This window comes from Pseudomonas palleroniana, assembly GCF_022836895.1.
Taxonomy (GTDB): Bacteria; Pseudomonadota; Gammaproteobacteria; order Pseudomonadales; family Pseudomonadaceae; genus Aquipseudomonas; species Aquipseudomonas palleroniana.
Genome location: NZ_CP092411.1, coordinates 5291187 through 5308596 on the forward strand (window position 1 = coordinate 5291187; position 17410 = coordinate 5308596).

The following is a 17410-nucleotide window of genomic DNA, read 5'->3' on the forward strand; positions in this document are numbered from 1 at the left end:
TGACCCCTTATACGGCCATCAGGTCCTTTTCTTTTTCCTCGGTAGCCTTGGTGATCTGCGCCTCGGCGTCCTTGGTCAACTTGTCGATATCGGCGACGGCACGACGCTCTTCGTCTTCGCTGATTTCCTTGTCCTTGACCAGCTTCTTCAGGTCACCCAGCGCATCGCGACGGATATTGCGCACGGCAACACGCGCATCTTCGGCTGCACTGCGGGCCTGCTTGGTGAAGCCCTTGCGGGTTTCTTCAGTCAGTGCCGGCATGGAGATCAACAGCAACTCACCCAGGTTGGTCGGGTTGAGGTTCAAGCCGGCGCTCTGGATGGCCTTGTCGACCGCGGCGAGCATGTTGCGCTCGAACGCCACGACTTGCAGGGTGCGCGAGTCCTTGACCGTCACGTTGGCCACGCCGCTCAGCGGAGTGTCAGCGCCGTAGTAAGGCACCATGACGCTGCCCAGAATGCTCGGGTGCGCCTTGCCGGTACGAATCTGGCCAAATGCGTGGCTCAGAGACTCCAGGGATTTCTGCATACGCGCTTGGGCGTCTTTCTTGATTTCGTTGATCATTGTTGGCCTTCCTCGATCAAAGTCCCTTCTGCGCCGCCGTGTACGATATTCAGCAGGGCGCCGGGCTTGTTCATGTTAAATACGCGCAGCGGCATCTGGTGGTCGCGGCACAGGCAAATAGCGGTCAGGTCCATCACGCCCAGCTTGCGATCCAGCACTTCATCGTAGGTCAGATGATCGAACTTCTCGGCATGCGGGTCTTTGAATGGGTCTGCGGTGTACACACCGTCCACCTTGGTCGCCTTGAGCACGACATCGGCATCGATCTCGATAGCGCGCAGGCACGCAGCCGAATCGGTCGTGAAGAACGGGTTGCCCGTGCCGGCGGCGAAGATCACCACTTCCTTGGAGTTCAGGTGACGCATGGCTTTACGACGATCATAGTGATCGGTCACGCCGACCATGGAAATAGCCGACATCACGATAGCCGAGATATTGGCACGCTCCAGGGCGTCACGCATGGCCAAGGCGTTCATCACAGTGGCCAGCATGCCCATGTGGTCGCCAGTGACCCGATCCATACCGGCGGCACTCAGCGCCGCACCACGGAACAGGTTACCACCACCGATCACCAGGCCAACCTGAACACCGATACCGACCAACTGGCCGACTTCAAGCGCCATGCGATCGAGCACCTTGGGATCGATCCCGAACTCTTCCGAGCCCATCAGGGCCTCGCCGCTAAGTTTGAGTAGAATGCGTTTATAGCGAGCCTGATAACCACTGCCCTGCTGAGCCATTGCGAATCTCTCCTGCGGCGTATTTTTTAAAAAATTCTTGGCGAGCCGTTTACGGCTTGCGTTCACTCTAGCTGGACGCTATCACAGCGCCATCGGAACACGGCTTTGTAAGCCAGTTCCGAAAGGAAACCAAATAAAATTGGCCTTCCCATTTGAAAAGAGGCTGCGCGCGTGAGCGGGCAGCCTCTTTCGGCGACAGTTGAAAACTGTCTTATTGCTTGGCGGCAGCCAGCTGGGCAGCAACTTCTTCAGCGAAGTTGTCGACCGGCTTCTCGATGCCTTCACCTACTTTGAAGTAAGTGAAGGAAACGATTTCAGCACCGGCTTTCTTAGCCAGTTCGCCAACCTTGATTTCAGGGTTCTTGACGAACGCCTGCTCAACCAGGCTCGCTTCAGCCAGGAACTTGCTGATACGGCCTTTGACCATGTTCTCAACAATGTTTTCCGGCTTGCCGGCGATCTTGTCGGCGTTCAGGGTCAGGAACACGCCCTTCTCACGCTCGATCGCTTCAGCGGAAACTTCCGATGGCAGCAGGAACTCAGGGTTGGTTGCCGCTACGTGCATAGCGATGTCTTTGGCCAGCTCAACGTCGCCGCCCTTCAGAACAACGGCTACGCCGATCTTGTTGCCGTGCAGGTAGCCACCAACCACATCACCTTCTACGCGGGTCAGGCGACGGATGTTGACGTTTTCGCCAACCTTGCCGACCAGTACCAGGCGAGCTGCTTCTTGAGCTTCGATCAGAGGCTCAACGGTAGTCAGCTTGTCGGCAAACGCTTTTTCAACGCTTTCAGCAACGAATGCCTTGAAGTCGTCTTGCAGAGCCAGGAAGTCGGTCTGCGAGTTCACTTCCAGCAGCACTGCGGATTTACCGTCTTCTTTCAGAGCGATTGCGCCTTCAGCAGCCACGTTGCCTGCTTTCTTGGCAGCCTTGATGGCGCCGGAAGCACGCATGTCGTCGATGGCTTTTTCGATGTCGCCGCCAGCCTTGGTCAAGGCCTTTTTGCAATCCATCATGCCTTCGCCAGTACGCTCACGCAGTTCTTTAACCAACGCTGCAGTAATCTCTGCCATTTCAAAATCCTCTTGGATAGGTTTTCAACCATTCCACCCGATCAAACGGGCGTTCAATTCTTCCCGAATCTCCCTTGTAGGCCGCTGCACGTTACAGTCGCTATGTTGCACTGCCACAAGTGGGCGCCGACAAATGGTTTTCGAGGTGGCAAAAAGGGGGCCAAGCCCCCTTTTTGCTTACTGAGTCAACGCCAGGGCGTCAATTACTCAGCGGCAGCTACCGGAGCTTCTTCAGCGAACTGCTCGGTACCGCCAGCAACGTGGTTGCGACCACGGATTACAGCGTCAGCCATCGAACCCATGTACAGCTGGATAGCGCGGATTGCGTCATCGTTGCCTGGGATGATGTAGTCAACGCCTTCCGGGCTGCTGTTGGTATCGACTACGCCGATAACCGGGATGCCCAGCTTGTTGGCTTCGGTGATCGCGATGCGCTCGTGATCAACGTCGATTACGAACAGTGCGTCAGGCAGACCGCCCATATCCTTGATACCACCCAGGGAACGATCGAGCTTTTCCAGGTCACGGGAGCGCATCAGCGCTTCTTTCTTGGTCAGCTTGGCGAAAGTACCGTCTTCGGCTTGTACTTCAAGGTCACGCAGACGCTTGATGGAAGCACGGATGGTCTTGAAGTTGGTCAGCATGCCGCCCAACCAGCGGTGATCGACGTACGGCGAACCGCAACGTGCTGCTTCTTCAGCAACGATCTTGCCAGCGGAACGCTTGGTGCCGACGAACAGGATCTTGTTTTTGCCCTGGGCCAGACGCTCTACGAAAGTCAGAGCTTCGTTGAACATTGGCAGGGTTTTTTCAAGGTTGATGATGTGGATCTTGTTACGCGCGCCGAAAATGTACTTACCCATTTTCGGGTTCCAGTAACGGGTCTGGTGACCGAAGTGCACACCGGCCTTCAGCATATCGCGCATGTTGACTTGGGACATGATAGTTCCTTAATAAGTCGGGTTTGGCCTCCACGTATCCCAATGACCAACCAGCGGCATCAAGGCCTCCGGCACCCAGGTCATCGTGTCGACACGTGTGTGGATTTAAGCTTCACGGGGCATCCCCGGAAAGCGGCGCATTTTATACCACACGCAGTCAAAAAACGAAACCCGCAATGACATTTGCCGCCTATCGCCTATACCTGAGCCTTTGAATCGCGCCGGCAAGGCCCAACCTTATAGAGAGAAGCGATCATCAGAGGCTCATGATTTGACGCCATCGTCTGTTAGAATCGCGTTTCTTGGGGTTTGTGCGTTTTTTGTAACCTTTATTGCCGCACACCGTGAACCGTATTGATTTCAGCGCATCGCGCTAGAGAGAGCCTGTATGACCGTTACCTTGAAAACCGCCGAAGACATCGCAGGCATGCGCGTTGCCGGCAAACTGGCTGCCGACGTGCTGGAAATGATCGCCGAACACGTAAAGCCCGGCGTAACCACCGAGGCGCTGGACCGCATCTGCCACGACTATATCGTCAACGTCCAGAAGGCGATCCCGGCCCCACTGAACTACAAGGGCTTCCCCAAGTCGATCTGCACCTCGATCAACCACGTGGTCTGCCATGGCATTCCAGGCGACAAGCCGTTGAAAGACGGCGACACCCTGAACATCGACGTCACCGTGATCAAAGACGGCTACCACGGCGACACCAGCCGCATGTTCCACGTCGGCAATGTGCCGGTCTGGGCCGAACGCCTGTCCCAGGTCACCCAGGAATGCATGTACAAGGCCATCGAGATCGTCAAGCCCGGTTGCCGCCTGGGCGACATCGGCGAAGTGATCCAGAAGCACGCCGAAAAGAACGGCTTCTCGGTGGTTCGCGAGTTCTGCGGCCACGGCATCGGCAAGGTGTTCCACGAAGAGCCGCAGATACTGCACTACGGCCGCGCCGGCACCGGCATGGAGCTCAAGGCAGGCATGACCTTCACCATCGAGCCGATGATCAACCAGGGCAAGGCCGATACCAAGGTGCTGGGCGACGGCTGGACCGCAATCACCAAGGACCGCAAGCTTTCCGCCCAGTGGGAACACACCTTGCTGGTCACCGAAACCGGCTACGAGATCTTCACCCTGCGCTCGGACGACACCATCCCGCGCCTTTCGGCGTAAGGCCTGGTTTGGTTTTCCCAAACACTGTTGTGACTGACTGATAGATAGAAAGGAAAGCCAATCGATGCCCCAGGTGGACCCCGAACTCTTCGACCGTGGCCAGTTCCAGGCGGAGCTGGCACTGAAGGCAAGCCCCATCGCCGCCTTCAAGAAGGCTATCCGCCAGGCCCGCGAGGTGCTCGATGAGCGCTTTCGCAAAGGCCGGGACATCCGCCGGCTGATCGAGGACCGCGCCTGGTTCGTCGACAATATCCTGCAGAAAGCCTGGGAACAGTTCAGCTGGAGTGAAGACGCCGATATCGCCCTGGTGGCCGTTGGCGGCTACGGGCGCGGCGAATTGCACCCCTACTCCGACATCGATCTGTTGATCCTGATGGACGGCGCCGACCACGAGATCTTTCGCGATTCCATCGAGCGTTTTCTGACCTTGCTGTGGGACATCGGCCTGGAAGTCGGTCAGAGCGTGCGCTCGGTTGACGAATGCGCCGAAGAGGCCCGCGCCGACCTGACGGTAATCACCAACCTGATGGAAAGCCGCACCATCGCCGGCCCCGAACGTCTACGCCAGCGCATGCTGGAAGTCACCAGCACTGCACATATGTGGCCAAGCAAGGACTTCTTCCTGGCCAAGCGCGCCGAGCAGAAAGCCCGGCACCACAAGTACAACGACACCGAATACAACCTGGAGCCCAACGTCAAAGGCTCACCGGGCGGCTTGCGGGATATCCAGACCATTCTGTGGGTCGCCCGCCGCCAGTACGGCACCCTGAACCTGCGGGCACTGGCGGGTGAAGGCTTCCTCGTCGAGAGTGAGAACGCGCTGTTGGCGTCCTCCCAGGAATTCCTGTGGAAAGTACGTTACGCCCTGCACATGCTCGCCGGACGCGCCGAAGACCGCCTGCTGTTCGATCATCAACGCTCCATCGCCGCCCTGCTGGGCTTTGAAGGCGAAGACGCGAAGACCAGCATTGAAAGCTTCATGCAGCAGTACTACCGCGTCGTCATGAGCATTGCCCAGCTCAGCGACCTGATCATCCAGCACTTCGAAGAAGTGATCCTGGCTCCCGATGACGAAGCGCCGCCGCAACCGATCAATGCACGCTTCCAGCTGCACGATGGCTATATCGAGGCACGCAACGATTACGTGTTCCGTCGTACCCCGTTCGCGATGCTGGAGATTTTCGTACTGATGGCCCAGCAGCCGGAAATCAAAGGCGTACGCGCCGACACTATTCGCCTGCTGCGAGAAAACCGTCACCTGATCGACGACGAGTTTCGCAACGACATCCGCAACACCAGCCTGTTTATCGAACTGTTCAAGTGCAAGATCGGCATCCACCGCAACCTGCGCCGGATGAACCGTTACGGCATTCTCGGGCGCTATCTGCCGGAGTTCGGTTTTATCGTCGGGCAGATGCAGCATGACCTGTTCCACATTTATACGGTAGACGCCCACACCCTGAACCTGATCAAGCACTTGCGTAAGCTGCAGTACACTCAGGTGTCGGAGAAATTCCCGCTGGCCAGCAAGCTCATGGCCAAGCTGCCCAAGCCCGAGTTGATCTACCTGGCGGGCCTGTACCACGACATCGGCAAGGGCCGGCATGGCGATCACTCGGAAATCGGTGCAGTGGATGCCGAGGCTTTTTGCCAGCGCCACCAATTGCCGCTGTGGGACAGCCGCCTGATCGTCTGGCTGGTGCAGAACCACCTGGTCATGTCGACCACGGCCCAACGCAAGGACTTGTCCGACCCGCAGGTGATCCACGACTTCGCCGGCATCGTGGGTGATGAAACTCGCCTCGACTACCTCTATGTGCTGACCGTCTCCGACATCAATGCCACCAACCCCACGTTGTGGAACTCGTGGCGCGCCAGCCTGCTGCGCCAGTTGTACACCGAGACCAAGCGCGCCCTGCGCCGTGGCCTGGAAAACCCGGTGGACCGCGAAGAACAGATCCGCCGCACCCAAAGCGCGGCCCTGGACATCCTGGTGCGCGGTGGCAACGACCCCGACGACGTCGAGCAGCTCTGGTCGCAACTGGGCGATGATTATTTCCTGCGCCACACCGCCGGTGATGTGGCCTGGCACACCGACGCCATCCTGCAGCAGCCGGCCGATGGCGGCCCGCTGGTGCTGATCAAGGAAACCACCCAGCGCGAATTCGAAGGCGGCACACAGATCTTCATCTATGCGCCGGACCAACACGACTTCTTCGCCGTGACGGTGGCCGCCATGGACCAGCTCAACCTGAACATCCATGACGCCCGGGTCATCACCTCCAGCAGCCAGTTCACCCTCGACACCTACATCGTGCTCGATACCGATGGCGACTCGATTGGCGATAACCCGGTGCGAGTGAAAAAGATCCGCGAAGGCCTGACCGAAGCCCTGCGCAACCCTGCCGACTACCCGACGATCATCCAGCGCCGGGTACCGCGCCAGCTCAAGCACTTTGCCTTTGCACCCCAGGTCACCATCTCCAACGACGCCCAGCGCCCGGTCACCGTACTGGAGCTCAGCGCGCCGGACCGTCCCGGTCTGCTGGCACGTATCGGCGGGATTTTCCTGGAGTTCGACCTGTCGCTGCAGAACGCCAAGATTGCGACCCTGGGCGAACGCGTGGAAGACGTGTTCTTCATCACCGATGCCGACAACCACCCGCTGTCCGACCCCGAGCTGTGCCTGCGCTTGCAGGAAGCCATCGTGCAGCAACTGAGCGTGACCCAGGAACCCGGTGTCGAACTGACACGCCTGACCTTTTGAATTTTTAACTTTGTGAACACGATCCCACAGGTCGGTGTTTACGGTGATTGAGGCTTACATGAACAACGCCCTGAACCAGTTGCAGCCCTACCCGTTCGAGAAACTGCGCGCCTTGCTGGGCAGCGTCACGCCGAACCCGGACAAGCGCCCGATTGCGTTGTCCATCGGCGAGCCCAAGCACAAGTCCCCGGAATTCGTGGCCAAGGCCCTGGCTGACAACCTCGACCAGATGGCGGTCTACCCGACCACCCTGGGCATCCCGGCCCTGCGCGAGGCCATCGGCGCGTGGTGCGAGCGGCGCTTCAACGTGCCCAAGGGCTGGCTGGACCCGGCGCGCAATATCCTGCCGGTGAACGGTACTCGTGAAGCGCTGTTCGCCTTCACCCAAACCGTGGTCAACCGCGGTGACGACGCCCTGGTGGTCAGCCCGAACCCGTTCTACCAGATCTACGAAGGCGCTGCGTTCCTGGCCGGTGCCAAACCGCACTACCTGCCGTGCCTGGACGCCAACGGTTTCAATCCGGACTTCGATGCCGTGACGCCGGACATCTGGAAGCGCTGCCAGATCCTGTTCCTGTGCTCGCCCGGCAACCCGACTGGCGCGTTGATCCCCGTCGAAACCCTGAAAAAACTCATCGCCCTGGCAGACGAATACGACTTCGTCATCGCCGCAGACGAGTGCTACAGCGAACTGTACTTCGATGAACAAACCCCGCCGCCGGGCCTGCTGAGCGCCTGCGTCGAGCTGGGCCGCCAGGACTTCAAACGCTGCGTGGTGTTCCACAGCCTGTCCAAGCGCTCCAACCTGCCGGGCCTGCGTTCCGGTTTCGTGGCCGGCGACGCCGACATTCTCAAGGCCTTCCTGCTGTACCGTACCTACCACGGCTGCGCAATGCCGGTACAAACCCAGCTGGCGAGCATTGCCGCCTGGCAGGATGAAGCCCATGTGCAGGCCAACCGCGACCTGTATCGTGAGAAATTCGATGCCGTGCTGGCGATTCTCAAGCCGGTGCTGGACGTGCAAAGTCCGGATGGCGGTTTCTACCTGTGGCCGAACGTGAACGGCGACGATGCCGCATTCTGCCGTGACTTGTTCATGGAAGAACATGTGACCGTAGTACCGGGCTCCTACCTGTCACGCGAAGTGCAAGGCTTCAACCCCGGCGCCGGCCGTGTGCGCATGGCGCTGGTTGCGCCGTTGGCGGAGTGTGTGGAAGCCGCCGAGCGGATTCGCGCGTTCATCCAGCGTCGACGCTAAGCGCTTTCTGGGTCATTTCACATGGCCCAGGTTCGCCTCACTCATATCCAGATCCGCCAACACCTCCCTCAACACGTCATCACCTATCTGGTGATGACGGCTCAAGCTGTACAACTCCAACCGCTGCGCCCGCAAGGCCTTGAGCCGCAACTTGCGCTCCAGCAAGTCCATCTGCTGCGCCAACGCCTGGGCTTCGGCTGAGTCGTTGAAGACCTCCAACTGGTGGCGATATTCCGACATCAGCCGCGCCTTGAGTTCCGTAGCCAGCGCCGCCTGGGCAGCGTCGGGAGCCGCGGCTTCTGTCGGTTCCTCGGCTTCCAGGGCATGAATCGCCGCCACAGCGGTCTTCTTCCAAGCCTCACGCACTTCGCGATGGCGCTTTTCATCGGGACTCTGCTCGATGCCGCGCAGCAGCAACGGCAAGGCAATGCAGGCAGCGACCAATGAGAGCAGGATCACGCCGGCGGCGATAAAGATCAGCAGGTCACGCTCAGGGAAGTCTTGCCCCGGCGCCAGCAGTAAAGGCACCGACATCACACCGGCCAAGGTCACCGCACCGCGTACCCCACCGACGGTCAGCAACCAGCAGGAGCGGGCTGTAGGTACCAGGGTCAGTTCGCTTTTCCCACGCAGCCTGCGCAACAAGCCCGACAACCGCCAGATGCTCTGCACCCAGATGAATCGCAGGATCACCAGCACCAGAAAGATCGCGGCCACATCCAGGCAGCGATACAGCAACGTCGGCCATAGCGTCGGTTCATGGCTCACCACCGCCTTGATGATGTCCGGCAATTGCAGACCCAGCAGCAGGAAGATCAAACCGTTGAAGGCAAATTCCAGCAGCGACCAGACACTGCGATTGAGCAAGCGGGTGCTGGTCTGGCGCGGCAACAGGTCGAGCCAGCTTTGCATCATGCCCGCCGCCACCGCCGACAAAATGCCCGACGCGCCTAGCCGCTCGGCCAGCACATAAGCTGCAAATGGCAGCAGCAACATGAACACCACGTGGGTGGCCGGGTCATCCCAGCCTCGCGCGATCATCCAGGCGCGCAGGCGCCCCACCAGCCAGCTCAACGCCACACCAATCGCCAGGCCACCCAAGGCCACCAGGACGAACGTCAGGCTGGCATCCGCCAGGGAAAACACCCCCGTCAATGCCGCCGCCAGGGCGAATTTGAACGTCACCAGACCCGAAGCATCATTCATCAAGGCTTCGCCCTGCAGCATGTGCATCAGCGGCTTGGGTAAACGGTTCTGGGCAATGGCCGACACCGCCACGGCATCCGTTGGCGACAATACGGCCGCCAGGGCAAAGGCCACCGGCAGCGGGATCGAAGGCAATAGCCAATGAATAAAGTATCCGGCACCCACCACGGTGAAGAGCACCAGCCCCACCGCCAACGTGAGGATCGGGCCACGCAGCCGCCACAACTCACGCTTGGGCATGCGCCAGCCATCGGAGAACAACAACGGTGGCAGGAACAGAAACAGGAACAGCTCCGGGTCCAGTGCCACGTGCAACCCCAGCGTAGGCCAGGCCAGCAGGGCTCCGGCGGCAATCTGCACCAAGGGTAACGGCAGGGGAATGACACGCCCGACAAGACGCGAAACGCTGACCAGCATCAGCAGGATAAGAACGGTGTAGGCGGTTTGCATAACGCGGGGTTCCCGGACAATCGACTTGCAACGACACACATCAGGCAACAACTGGCCGTTGAAGTGCCATATTACCCCGCTATGGTACGCACCTATGCCGTCACCGGCATTTGCCCATAAGTCGCACGTCAGCACGACGAGGGGCACCAGAGGCCGCTGGTCGTGGCATAATCCGTGACCTTCCGTTTTCACACGCTCAAAGGGGGCAATTCCTTGACCGTTTCAAGCAAAACGTTGCACCTTTTCGGCATCAAAGCCTGCGACACCATGAAAAAAGCGCGCACCTGGCTCGACGAGCACGGGGTGAGCTATGAGTTCCACGACTACAAAACGGCCGGTATCGACCGCGAACACTTGACCCAATGGTGCAACGAGCACGGTTGGCAGGTGGTTTTGAACCGTGCGGGTACCACCTTTCGCAAACTCGAAGACGAATGCAAAGCCGATCTCGATCAGTCGAAAGCCATTGAATTGATGCTCGCGCAACCCTCGATGATCAAGCGCCCGGTGCTGGATCTCGGAGACAGAACCCTGATTGGCTTCAAGCCAGATAGTTATTCGGCGGCCCTGAAGTAGGCCAGCCCTTCCATTTTTGTAGAGGTAACAGCATGTCCAATTCCCTGTTCAGCCTGGGCTTCGGCGTCGGCACTCAAAACCGTCAAGGCGCCTGGCTGGAAGTGTTTTACGCACAGCCACTGCTCAACCCATCGGCCGAAATCGTCGCCGCCATCAAACCGATCCTGGGTTACACCGGCGGCAACCAGGCGATCAGCTTCACCATCAGCCAAGCGCTGCAACTGGCCGATGCGCTGAAGAATGTCGATGCGACCCAAGCTGCGCTGCTCAACCGCTTGGCGGAAAGCCACACTCCGCTGGTTGCCACCCTGCTGGCCGAAGACGCTGCGCTGACCTCCACGCCTGAGGCATACCTCAAGCTGCACCTGCTGTCCCACCGTCTGGTCAAGCCGCATGGCCTGAGCCTGGCCGGCGTGTTCCCACAGCTGCCGAACGTGGCCTGGACCAGCCAGGGCGCCATCGACATCAACGAGCTGGCCGAACGCCAACTGGAAGCGCGCCTGCGTGGCGAACTGCTGGAAGTGTTCTCGGTGGACAAGTTCCCGAAAATGACCGACTACGTGGTGCCGAGCGGCGTACGTATCGCTGACGCGGCACGCCTGCGCCTGGGCGCCTACGTGGGCGAAGGCACCACCGTGATGCACGAAGGTTTCGTCAACTTCAACGCCGGCACCGAAGGCCCGGGCATGATCGAAGGTCGCGTCTCGGCAGGCGTGTTCGTCGGCAAAGGCTCGGACCTGGGCGGCGGTTGCTCGACCATGGGCACCCTGTCGGGTGGCGGCAACATCGTGATCAAGGTCGGCGAAGGCTGCCTGATCGGTGCCAACGCCGGTATCGGCATCCCGTTGGGCGACCGCAACACCGTGGAGTCGGGCCTCTACGTGACCGCCGGGACCAAGGTTGCCCTGCTGGACGAGCACAACCAACTGGTCAAGGTGGTCAAGGCTCGCGAGCTGGCCGGCCAGCCGGACCTGTTGTTCCGCCGCAACTCCGAGACCGGTGCCGTGGAGTGCAAAACCCACAAATCGGCCATCGAACTGAACGAAGCGCTGCACGCTCACAACTAAGCAGCCACTCGATGCCACTAGCGGGCCGCGCCTTCGGGTTGCGGCTCGCTTATACGAGTCTTGAACACCATGCTTGTGCCCTCTCCCTGGCGCGCCGATTTCCCGGCCATCGCCACCCTGCAACGGCAAGACCAGACCTATCTGGACAACGCCGCCACCACACAAAAACCCCAGGCCTTGCTGGATGCCATCAGCCATTACTACGCCAACGGCGCAGCCAATGTGCATCGAGCCCAGCATTTGCCCGGCGCCCATGCGACGCAGGCTTTCGAAGACAGCCGCAGCAAAGTCGCACAGTGGTTGAACGCAGGTGACAGCGGGCAAATCGTGTTTACCCATGGCGCGACTGCTGCGCTGAACCTCCTGGCCTACGGCCTGGAGCACTTATTCAATGCGGGCGATGAGATAGTCATCAGCGCCCTGGAACATCACGCCAACCTGCTGCCTTGGCAGCAACTGGCCAAGCGCCGCGCACTCACCCTGGTGGTCTTGCCGCTGGACGATGATGGCGTGATCGACCTGCAAGCCGCCGCCGAACTGATCGGCCCACGCACGCGGCTGCTGGCGGTAAGCCAGCTGTCCAACGTGCTCGGCGCCTGGCAGCCACTGCAAGCCCTGCTGGCACTGGCCAACCCACACGGCGCACTGACCGTGGTGGATGGCGCCCAAGGGATCGTCCATGGCCGTCATGACGTGCAGGCACTGGGCTGCGACTTCTACGTTTTTTCCAGTCACAAGCTGTACGGCCCGGACGGTGTCGGGGTGTTGTTCGGGCGCAATGAAGCCCTGCATCACCTGCGCCACTGGCAGTTTGGCGGCGAGATGGTGCAACAGGCGGACTACCACAGCGCGAGCTTTCGCAGCGCACCGCTGGGGTTTGAAGCCGGCACGCCACCGATTGCCGGTGTGATCGGCCTGGGCGCCAGCCTGGATTACCTGAGTTCGCTGGATCAACCGGCAGTGCTCGCCCATGAGGCCGCGCTGCATGACTATCTGTTGCGCGGGCTGAAAGCGCGAAACGGCGTGCGCGTGCTCGGAGCACCGCAGGTCGCGCTGGTCAGCTTTGTCGTGGACGGCGTGCACAACGCCGACCTGGCGCACCTGCTGACCGAGCAGGGCATCGCCGTGCGCGCCGGGCACCACTGCGCGATGCCGCTGCTCAAGGAGATGCACTTGTCCGGGGCGATCCGTGTATCCCTGGCGCTGTACAACGACTCGGATGACCTGGAGCGCTTTTTTGAAGCGTTGGACCAGGCGCTGGATATGTTGCGATGAGCATGCCGGTGGCAGCGCTGGCTGCGCTGGAAGCCTTTCAGTCGGTCGGCAGCTGGGAACAGCGCGCGCGGATGCTGATGCAATGGGGCGAGCGGCTGCCCGCATTGGCAGATGAGGACAAGGTCGAGGCCAACCTGGTGCAGGGCTGTGAGAGCCTGGTGTGGTTGGTGGGACGCTTGGAGCATGGGCATTGGCAATTTGCCGCGAGCAGCGATGCGCGCATGATCCGTGGCTTGGTGGCCTTGCTGCTGGTGCGGGTCAATGGCTTGTCGGCGGCAGAGTTGCAAACGGTAGACCTACCCGACTGGTTCAACCAGTTGGGGCTTTCCCGTCAACTTTCACCGTCGCGCAGCAACGGCTTGAATGCGGTGTTGCAACGTATGCGCGAACTTTGTGGCAGGGGGCTTGCTGCTGATTGCTGAGTGTCAGTCACTCGATATATTGGCTGATCCACCGCTATCGGGAGCAAGCCCCCTCCCACACTGAACACTTTTTTAGCAGTGAACGCTAAGTGGGTTTGGTCCGCTCGGAAGGCCGGCGTACCCCGGCCACAATCTTGTCCACTGCCTTGGTCGCCGCCACCATCCCGAACGTGGCCGTGACCATCATCACCGCGCCGAACCCACCGGCGCAGTCCAGCTTGACCCCATCCCCGACGAAGCTCTTCTGCAAACAGATGCTGCCATCCGGCTTGGGATAGCGCAGTTGCTCGGTGGAAAACACGCACGGCACGCTGTAATGGCGGGTCACGGTACGCGAGAACCCGTAGTCGCGGCGCAAGGTGGAGCGAACCTTGGAGGCCAGCGGATCGTTGAACGTGCGGTTCAAATCGCATACCTGGATCAACGTCGGGTCGATCTGCCCGCCGGCGCCACCGGTGGTGATGATCTGGATCTTGCGGCGCTTGCACCAGGCAATGAGCGCAGCCTTGGCGTTGACGGCGTCGATGCAGTCGATCACGCAATCGATCTGCGGGGTGATGTACTCGGCCATGGTGTCGCGGGTCACGAAGTCGGCCACCGCATGGACCGTGCAGTGCGGGTTGATACCGCGCAGGCGCTCAGCCATTACCTCGACCTTGGGCTTGCCCACGGTGCTGTCCAGGGCATGCAACTGGCGGTTGCTGTTACTCACGCAGACATCGTCCAGGTCAAACAGCGATATTTCGCCCACCCCGCAACGGGCCATGGCTTCCGCCGCCCAGGAGCCAACGCCGCCCACGCCGACAATGGCCACATGGGCCGCCTTCAAGCGTTCCAGGCCCTCAATGCCATACAAGCGGGCGACGCCTGCAAACCGCGGATCTTCTGTACTCATGACCATTACCCCAAAAACCGGCGCGCATTATGGACTACGCAGCGACAAGTTCGAAGCGACAAGCTACAAGTAAAGAACTTAGGAGGGCTTTCGCTGACTAACGTCCGGCTTTTCTCTGTCCGCTGTACGCTCAGGGAAGTGCCAGTGTAGGATGCGCGCCGTTCGGCGTTGGCCGACACCTCTTTTCGTTCCACAGCCTTTGGAACCCGAAACCGCCATGTCATCGCGTAAATTTGGACTCAACCTGGTGGTAGTGCTGGCAATTGCCGCGCTGTTCACCGGCTTCTGGGCGCTGATCAATCGCCCGGTCACTACCCCCAACTGGCCTGAACAGATCTCCGGGTTCTCTTACTCGCCGTTCCAGCAAGGCCAGTTCCCACAGAAAGACCAGTACCCGACCGACGACCAGATGCGCCAGGATCTGGCGATCATGAGCAAGCTGACGGACAACATCCGTACTTACTCGGTCGACGGCACCTTGGGCGACATCCCCAAACTGGCCGAAGAATTCGGCCTGCGCGTGACGTTGGGGATCTGGATCAGCCCGGACCTTGAGCGTAACGAACGCGAAATCCAGCGCGCCATCGAGATTGCCAACAGCTCGCGCAGTGTCGTGCGCGTAGTGGTCGGTAACGAGGCGTTGTTCCGCGAGGAAATCACCCCGCAAGCACTGATCGTGCTGCTGGACCGGGTGCGCGCCGCCGTGAAAGTGCCGGTGACCACCTCCGAGCAATGGCACATCTGGGAGAAGAACCCGCAACTGGCCAAGCACGTCGACCTGATCGCCGCGCACATCCTGCCGTTCTGGGAATTTATTCCGATGGACAAGGCTGGCCAGTACGTACTCGACCGTGCCCGGGACCTGAAGAAACTGTTCCCGAAAAAGCCGCTGCTGCTGTCGGAGGTTGGCTGGCCGAGTAACGGACGCATGCGCGGTGGCAACGAAACGTCCCCGGCGGACCAGGCCATCTACCTGCGCACCCTGGTGAACAAGCTGAACCGCCAAGGCTACAACTACTTCGTGATCGAGGCCTTCGATCAGCCGTGGAAAGTCAGCGACGAAGGTTCGGCGGGCGCCTATTGGGGCGTTTATAACGCGGCACGCCAGCAGAAATTCAATTTCGAAGGCCCGGTCGTGGCGATCCCGCAATGGCGCGTTCTGGCCATCGGCTCGGTGGTGCTTGCGCTGTTGTCCCTCACCCTGCTGATGATCGACGGCTCGGCCCTGCGCCAGCGTGGCCGTACCTTCCTGACCTTTATCGCGTTCCTGTGCGGTTCGGTGCTGGTATGGATCGGCTACGACTACAGCCAGCAATACAGCACCTGGTTCAGCGTGACCGTCGGTATCTTGCTGGCACTCGGTGCACTCGGCGTGTTTATCGTGTTGCTGACCGAGGCCCACGAACTGGCCGAAGCGGTATGGACCCACAAGCGTCGGCGTGAATTCCTGCCGGTGGAAGGGGATTCGCACTACCGCCCGAAAGTATCGATCCACGTGCCGTGCTACAACGAGCCGCCGGAGATGGTCAAACAGACCCTCGACGCCCTGGCCGCCCTCGATTACCCGGACTACGAAGTCCTGATCATCGACAACAACACCAAGGACCCGGCGGTGTGGGAGCCGGTGCGCGACTACTGCGAAACCCTGGGCCCGCGCTTCAAGTTCTTCCATGTCTCGCCCCTGGCCGGTTTCAAGGGCGGCGCATTGAATTACCTGATCCCGCATACCGCCAAGGATGCCGAAGTGATCGCGGTGATCGACTCGGACTACTGCGTGTCGCCCAACTGGCTCAAGCACATGGTGCCGCACTTCGCCGACCCGAAAATCGCCGTGGTGCAGTCGCCGCAGGATTACCGCGACCAGAACGAAAGCACCTTCAAGAAGCTCTGCTATGCCGAATACAAGGGTTTCTTCCATATTGGCATGGTCACCCGCAACGACCGCGACGCGATCATCCAGCACGGCACCATGACCATGACCCGTCGCTCGGTGCTCGAAGAGCTGGGCTGGGCCGACTGGTGCATCTGTGAAGACGCCGAACTGGGCCTGCGGGTGTTCGAAAAAGGTCTGTCGGCCGCGTACTACCACGACAGCTACGGCAAAGGCTTGATGCCGGATACCTTTATCGACTTCAAGAAACAGCGTTTCCGCTGGGCCTATGGCGCGATCCAGATCATCAAGCGTCACACCGCCAGCCTGTTGCGCGGCAAGGATACCGAGCTGACCCGTGGCCAGCGCTACCACTTCCTCGCGGGCTGGTTGCCGTGGGTGGCGGATGGCATGAACATCTTCTTCACCGTCGGCGCGCTGTTGTGGTCGGCCGCGATGATCATCGTGCCGACGCGGGTCGACCCGCCGTTGCTGATTTTCGCGATCCCGCCGTTGGCGTTGTTCGTGTTCAAGGTCGGCAAGATCATCTTCCTCTACCGCCGTGCGGTAGGCGTGAACCTCAAGGACGCGTTCTGCGCAGCCCTGGCCGGCCTGGCGTTGTCCCATACCATCGCCAAGGCGGTGCTGTATGGTTTCTTCACCAGCAGTATTCCGTTCTTTCGTACACCGAAAAACGCGGATAACCACGGCTTCTGGGTCGCGATCTCGGAAGCCCGTGAAGAGATGTTCATCATGCTGCTGTTGTGGGGCGCGGCGCTGGGGATCTACCTGGTGCAGGGCCTGCCGAGCAATGACATGCGCTTCTGGGTGTTGATGCTGCTGGTGCAATCGCTGCCGTATGTGGCGGCCTTGATCATGGCGTTCCTGTCTTCGTTGCCAAAACCTGCGCCGAAACCGGAACCCGCGCCGGCCGCGTAAAAACTTGCGCAATGCACTAAACGGCGGCCTCTGGCCGCCGTTTTGCTATAAGATAACGGCCGTTTTATGCGCCAGCCTTGCGCCAATGCTTTATGTGGGAGGGGGCTTGCTCCCGATAGCGGTGTACCGGTCAACATAGACAGCGACTGACACCCCTCAATCGGGAGCAAGTCGAATCGTCGCACCGCCCCCC

General features: G+C 60.3%; 14 protein-coding genes. 8 read left to right on the forward strand and 6 right to left on the reverse strand.

Features of this window, described 5'->3' with window-relative positions; translation table 11 throughout:
* Nucleotides 1-7: 7 nt before the first annotated feature.
* The 4 genes from frr to rpsB form a co-directional block, all read right to left on the reverse strand.
* Nucleotides 8-565, reverse strand: a complete 558-nt coding sequence (frr, locus tag MJP36_RS23770; RefSeq protein WP_016974404.1) for a ribosome recycling factor — start codon at nucleotides 563-565, stop codon at nucleotides 8-10.
* A complete protein-coding gene (pyrH, locus tag MJP36_RS23775) occupies nucleotides 562-1305 on the reverse strand; it encodes a UMP kinase (protein WP_060754037.1) in 744 nt (247 codons plus the stop codon). Before pyrH ends, frr begins: the two co-directional genes overlap by 4 nt.
* Nucleotides 1306-1516: 211 nt before the next feature.
* Nucleotides 1517-2380, reverse strand: coding sequence for a translation elongation factor Ts (gene tsf, locus MJP36_RS23780; protein WP_060754036.1), 864 nt, complete (start codon nucleotides 2378-2380; stop codon nucleotides 1517-1519).
* 203 nt (nucleotides 2381-2583) lie between these two features.
* Nucleotides 2584-3321 (reverse strand): 30S ribosomal protein S2, encoded by a 738-nt coding sequence (gene rpsB / locus MJP36_RS23785; RefSeq protein ID WP_003172263.1) that lies wholly within the window; start codon nucleotides 3319-3321, stop codon nucleotides 2584-2586.
* A 388-nt stretch (nucleotides 3322-3709) separates the two neighbouring features.
* Here rpsB and map point away from each other — a divergent pair, with 388 nt between their 5' ends.
* From map to dapC, 3 genes are all read left to right on the forward strand, one after another.
* Complete coding sequence (gene map / locus MJP36_RS23790) at nucleotides 3710-4492, forward strand: type I methionyl aminopeptidase (protein ID WP_060754035.1); 783 nt, start codon at nucleotides 3710-3712, stop codon at nucleotides 4490-4492.
* Nucleotides 4493-4556: 64 nt separating this feature from the next.
* Nucleotides 4557-7259 (forward strand): [protein-PII] uridylyltransferase, encoded by a 2703-nt coding sequence (locus tag MJP36_RS23795; protein WP_060754034.1) that lies wholly within the window; start codon nucleotides 4557-4559, stop codon nucleotides 7257-7259.
* 58 nt (nucleotides 7260-7317) lie between these two features.
* Nucleotides 7318-8517, forward strand: coding sequence for a succinyldiaminopimelate transaminase (dapC, locus tag MJP36_RS23800; RefSeq protein WP_104995703.1), 1200 nt, complete (start codon nucleotides 7318-7320; stop codon nucleotides 8515-8517).
* 12 nt (nucleotides 8518-8529) lie between these two features.
* Here the strand turns inward: dapC and MJP36_RS23805 are convergent, their stop codons facing one another.
* Nucleotides 8530-10173: a Na+/H+ antiporter gene (locus MJP36_RS23805; protein WP_205344425.1), complete on the reverse strand. Its 1644-nt coding sequence runs from the start codon at nucleotides 10171-10173 to the stop codon at nucleotides 8530-8532.
* 267 nt (nucleotides 10174-10440) lie between these two features.
* On the opposite strand from MJP36_RS23805, the gene MJP36_RS23810 reads away from it, so the two are divergent.
* The 4 genes from MJP36_RS23810 (at nucleotide 10441) to MJP36_RS23825 (ending at nucleotide 13513) form a co-directional block, all read left to right on the forward strand.
* Nucleotides 10441-10749: an arsenate reductase gene (locus tag MJP36_RS23810; protein WP_232965865.1), complete on the forward strand. Its 309-nt coding sequence runs from the start codon at nucleotides 10441-10443 to the stop codon at nucleotides 10747-10749.
* Nucleotides 10750-10781: 32 nt separating this feature from the next.
* Entirely contained in the window at nucleotides 10782-11816 is a 1035-nt protein-coding gene (gene dapD, locus MJP36_RS23815) for a 2,3,4,5-tetrahydropyridine-2,6-dicarboxylate N-succinyltransferase (protein WP_060754031.1), read from the forward strand.
* Between the two features lie 69 nt (nucleotides 11817-11885).
* Nucleotides 11886-13091 (forward strand): aminotransferase class V-fold PLP-dependent enzyme, encoded by a 1206-nt coding sequence (locus tag MJP36_RS23820; protein ID WP_244384113.1) that lies wholly within the window; start codon nucleotides 11886-11888, stop codon nucleotides 13089-13091.
* A complete protein-coding gene (locus MJP36_RS23825) occupies nucleotides 13088-13513 on the forward strand; it encodes a SufE family protein (RefSeq protein ID WP_244384114.1) in 426 nt (141 codons plus the stop codon). The genes MJP36_RS23820 and MJP36_RS23825 overlap by 4 nt, the downstream gene beginning before the upstream one ends.
* 85 nt (nucleotides 13514-13598) lie before the next feature.
* Here MJP36_RS23825 and tcdA read toward each other — a convergent pair whose 3' ends face one another.
* On the reverse strand, nucleotides 13599-14414 hold the full coding sequence (tcdA, locus tag MJP36_RS23830; protein ID WP_244384115.1) for a tRNA cyclic N6-threonylcarbamoyladenosine(37) synthase TcdA: 816 nt from the start codon (nucleotides 14412-14414) through the stop codon (nucleotides 13599-13601).
* A gap of 211 nt (nucleotides 14415-14625) precedes the next feature.
* On the opposite strand from tcdA, the gene MJP36_RS23835 reads away from it, so the two are divergent.
* A complete protein-coding gene (locus MJP36_RS23835; RefSeq protein WP_244384116.1) occupies nucleotides 14626-17217 on the forward strand; it encodes a glycosyltransferase in 2592 nt (863 codons plus the stop codon).
* The last annotated feature ends 193 nt before the right edge of the window (nucleotides 17218-17410 follow it).

Coding starts and splice junctions, on each gene's coding strand:
- frr (WP_016974404.1), bottom strand. CDS start 565: ATGATCAACGAAATCAAGAAAGACGCCCAAGCGCGTATGCAGAAATCC.
- pyrH (WP_060754037.1), bottom strand. CDS start 1,305: ATGGCTCAGCAGGGCAGTGGTTATCAGGCTCGCTATAAACGCATTCTA.
- tsf (WP_060754036.1), bottom strand. CDS start 2,380: ATGGCAGAGATTACTGCAGCGTTGGTTAAAGAACTGCGTGAGCGTACT.
- rpsB (WP_003172263.1), bottom strand. CDS start 3,321: ATGTCCCAAGTCAACATGCGCGATATGCTGAAGGCCGGTGTGCACTTC.
- map (WP_060754035.1), top strand. CDS start 3,710: ATGACCGTTACCTTGAAAACCGCCGAAGACATCGCAGGCATGCGCGTT.
- MJP36_RS23795 (WP_060754034.1), top strand. CDS start 4,557: ATGCCCCAGGTGGACCCCGAACTCTTCGACCGTGGCCAGTTCCAGGCG.
- dapC (WP_104995703.1), top strand. CDS start 7,318: ATGAACAACGCCCTGAACCAGTTGCAGCCCTACCCGTTCGAGAAACTG.
- MJP36_RS23805 (WP_205344425.1), bottom strand. CDS start 10,173: ATGCAAACCGCCTACACCGTTCTTATCCTGCTGATGCTGGTCAGCGTT.
- MJP36_RS23810 (WP_232965865.1), top strand. CDS start 10,441: ATGAAAAAAGCGCGCACCTGGCTCGACGAGCACGGGGTGAGCTATGAG.
- dapD (WP_060754031.1), top strand. CDS start 10,782: ATGTCCAATTCCCTGTTCAGCCTGGGCTTCGGCGTCGGCACTCAAAAC.
- MJP36_RS23820 (WP_244384113.1), top strand. CDS start 11,886: ATGCTTGTGCCCTCTCCCTGGCGCGCCGATTTCCCGGCCATCGCCACC.
- MJP36_RS23825 (WP_244384114.1), top strand. CDS start 13,088: ATGAGCATGCCGGTGGCAGCGCTGGCTGCGCTGGAAGCCTTTCAGTCG.
- tcdA (WP_244384115.1), bottom strand. CDS start 14,414: ATGGTCATGAGTACAGAAGATCCGCGGTTTGCAGGCGTCGCCCGCTTG.
- MJP36_RS23835 (WP_244384116.1), top strand. CDS start 14,626: ATGTCATCGCGTAAATTTGGACTCAACCTGGTGGTAGTGCTGGCAATT.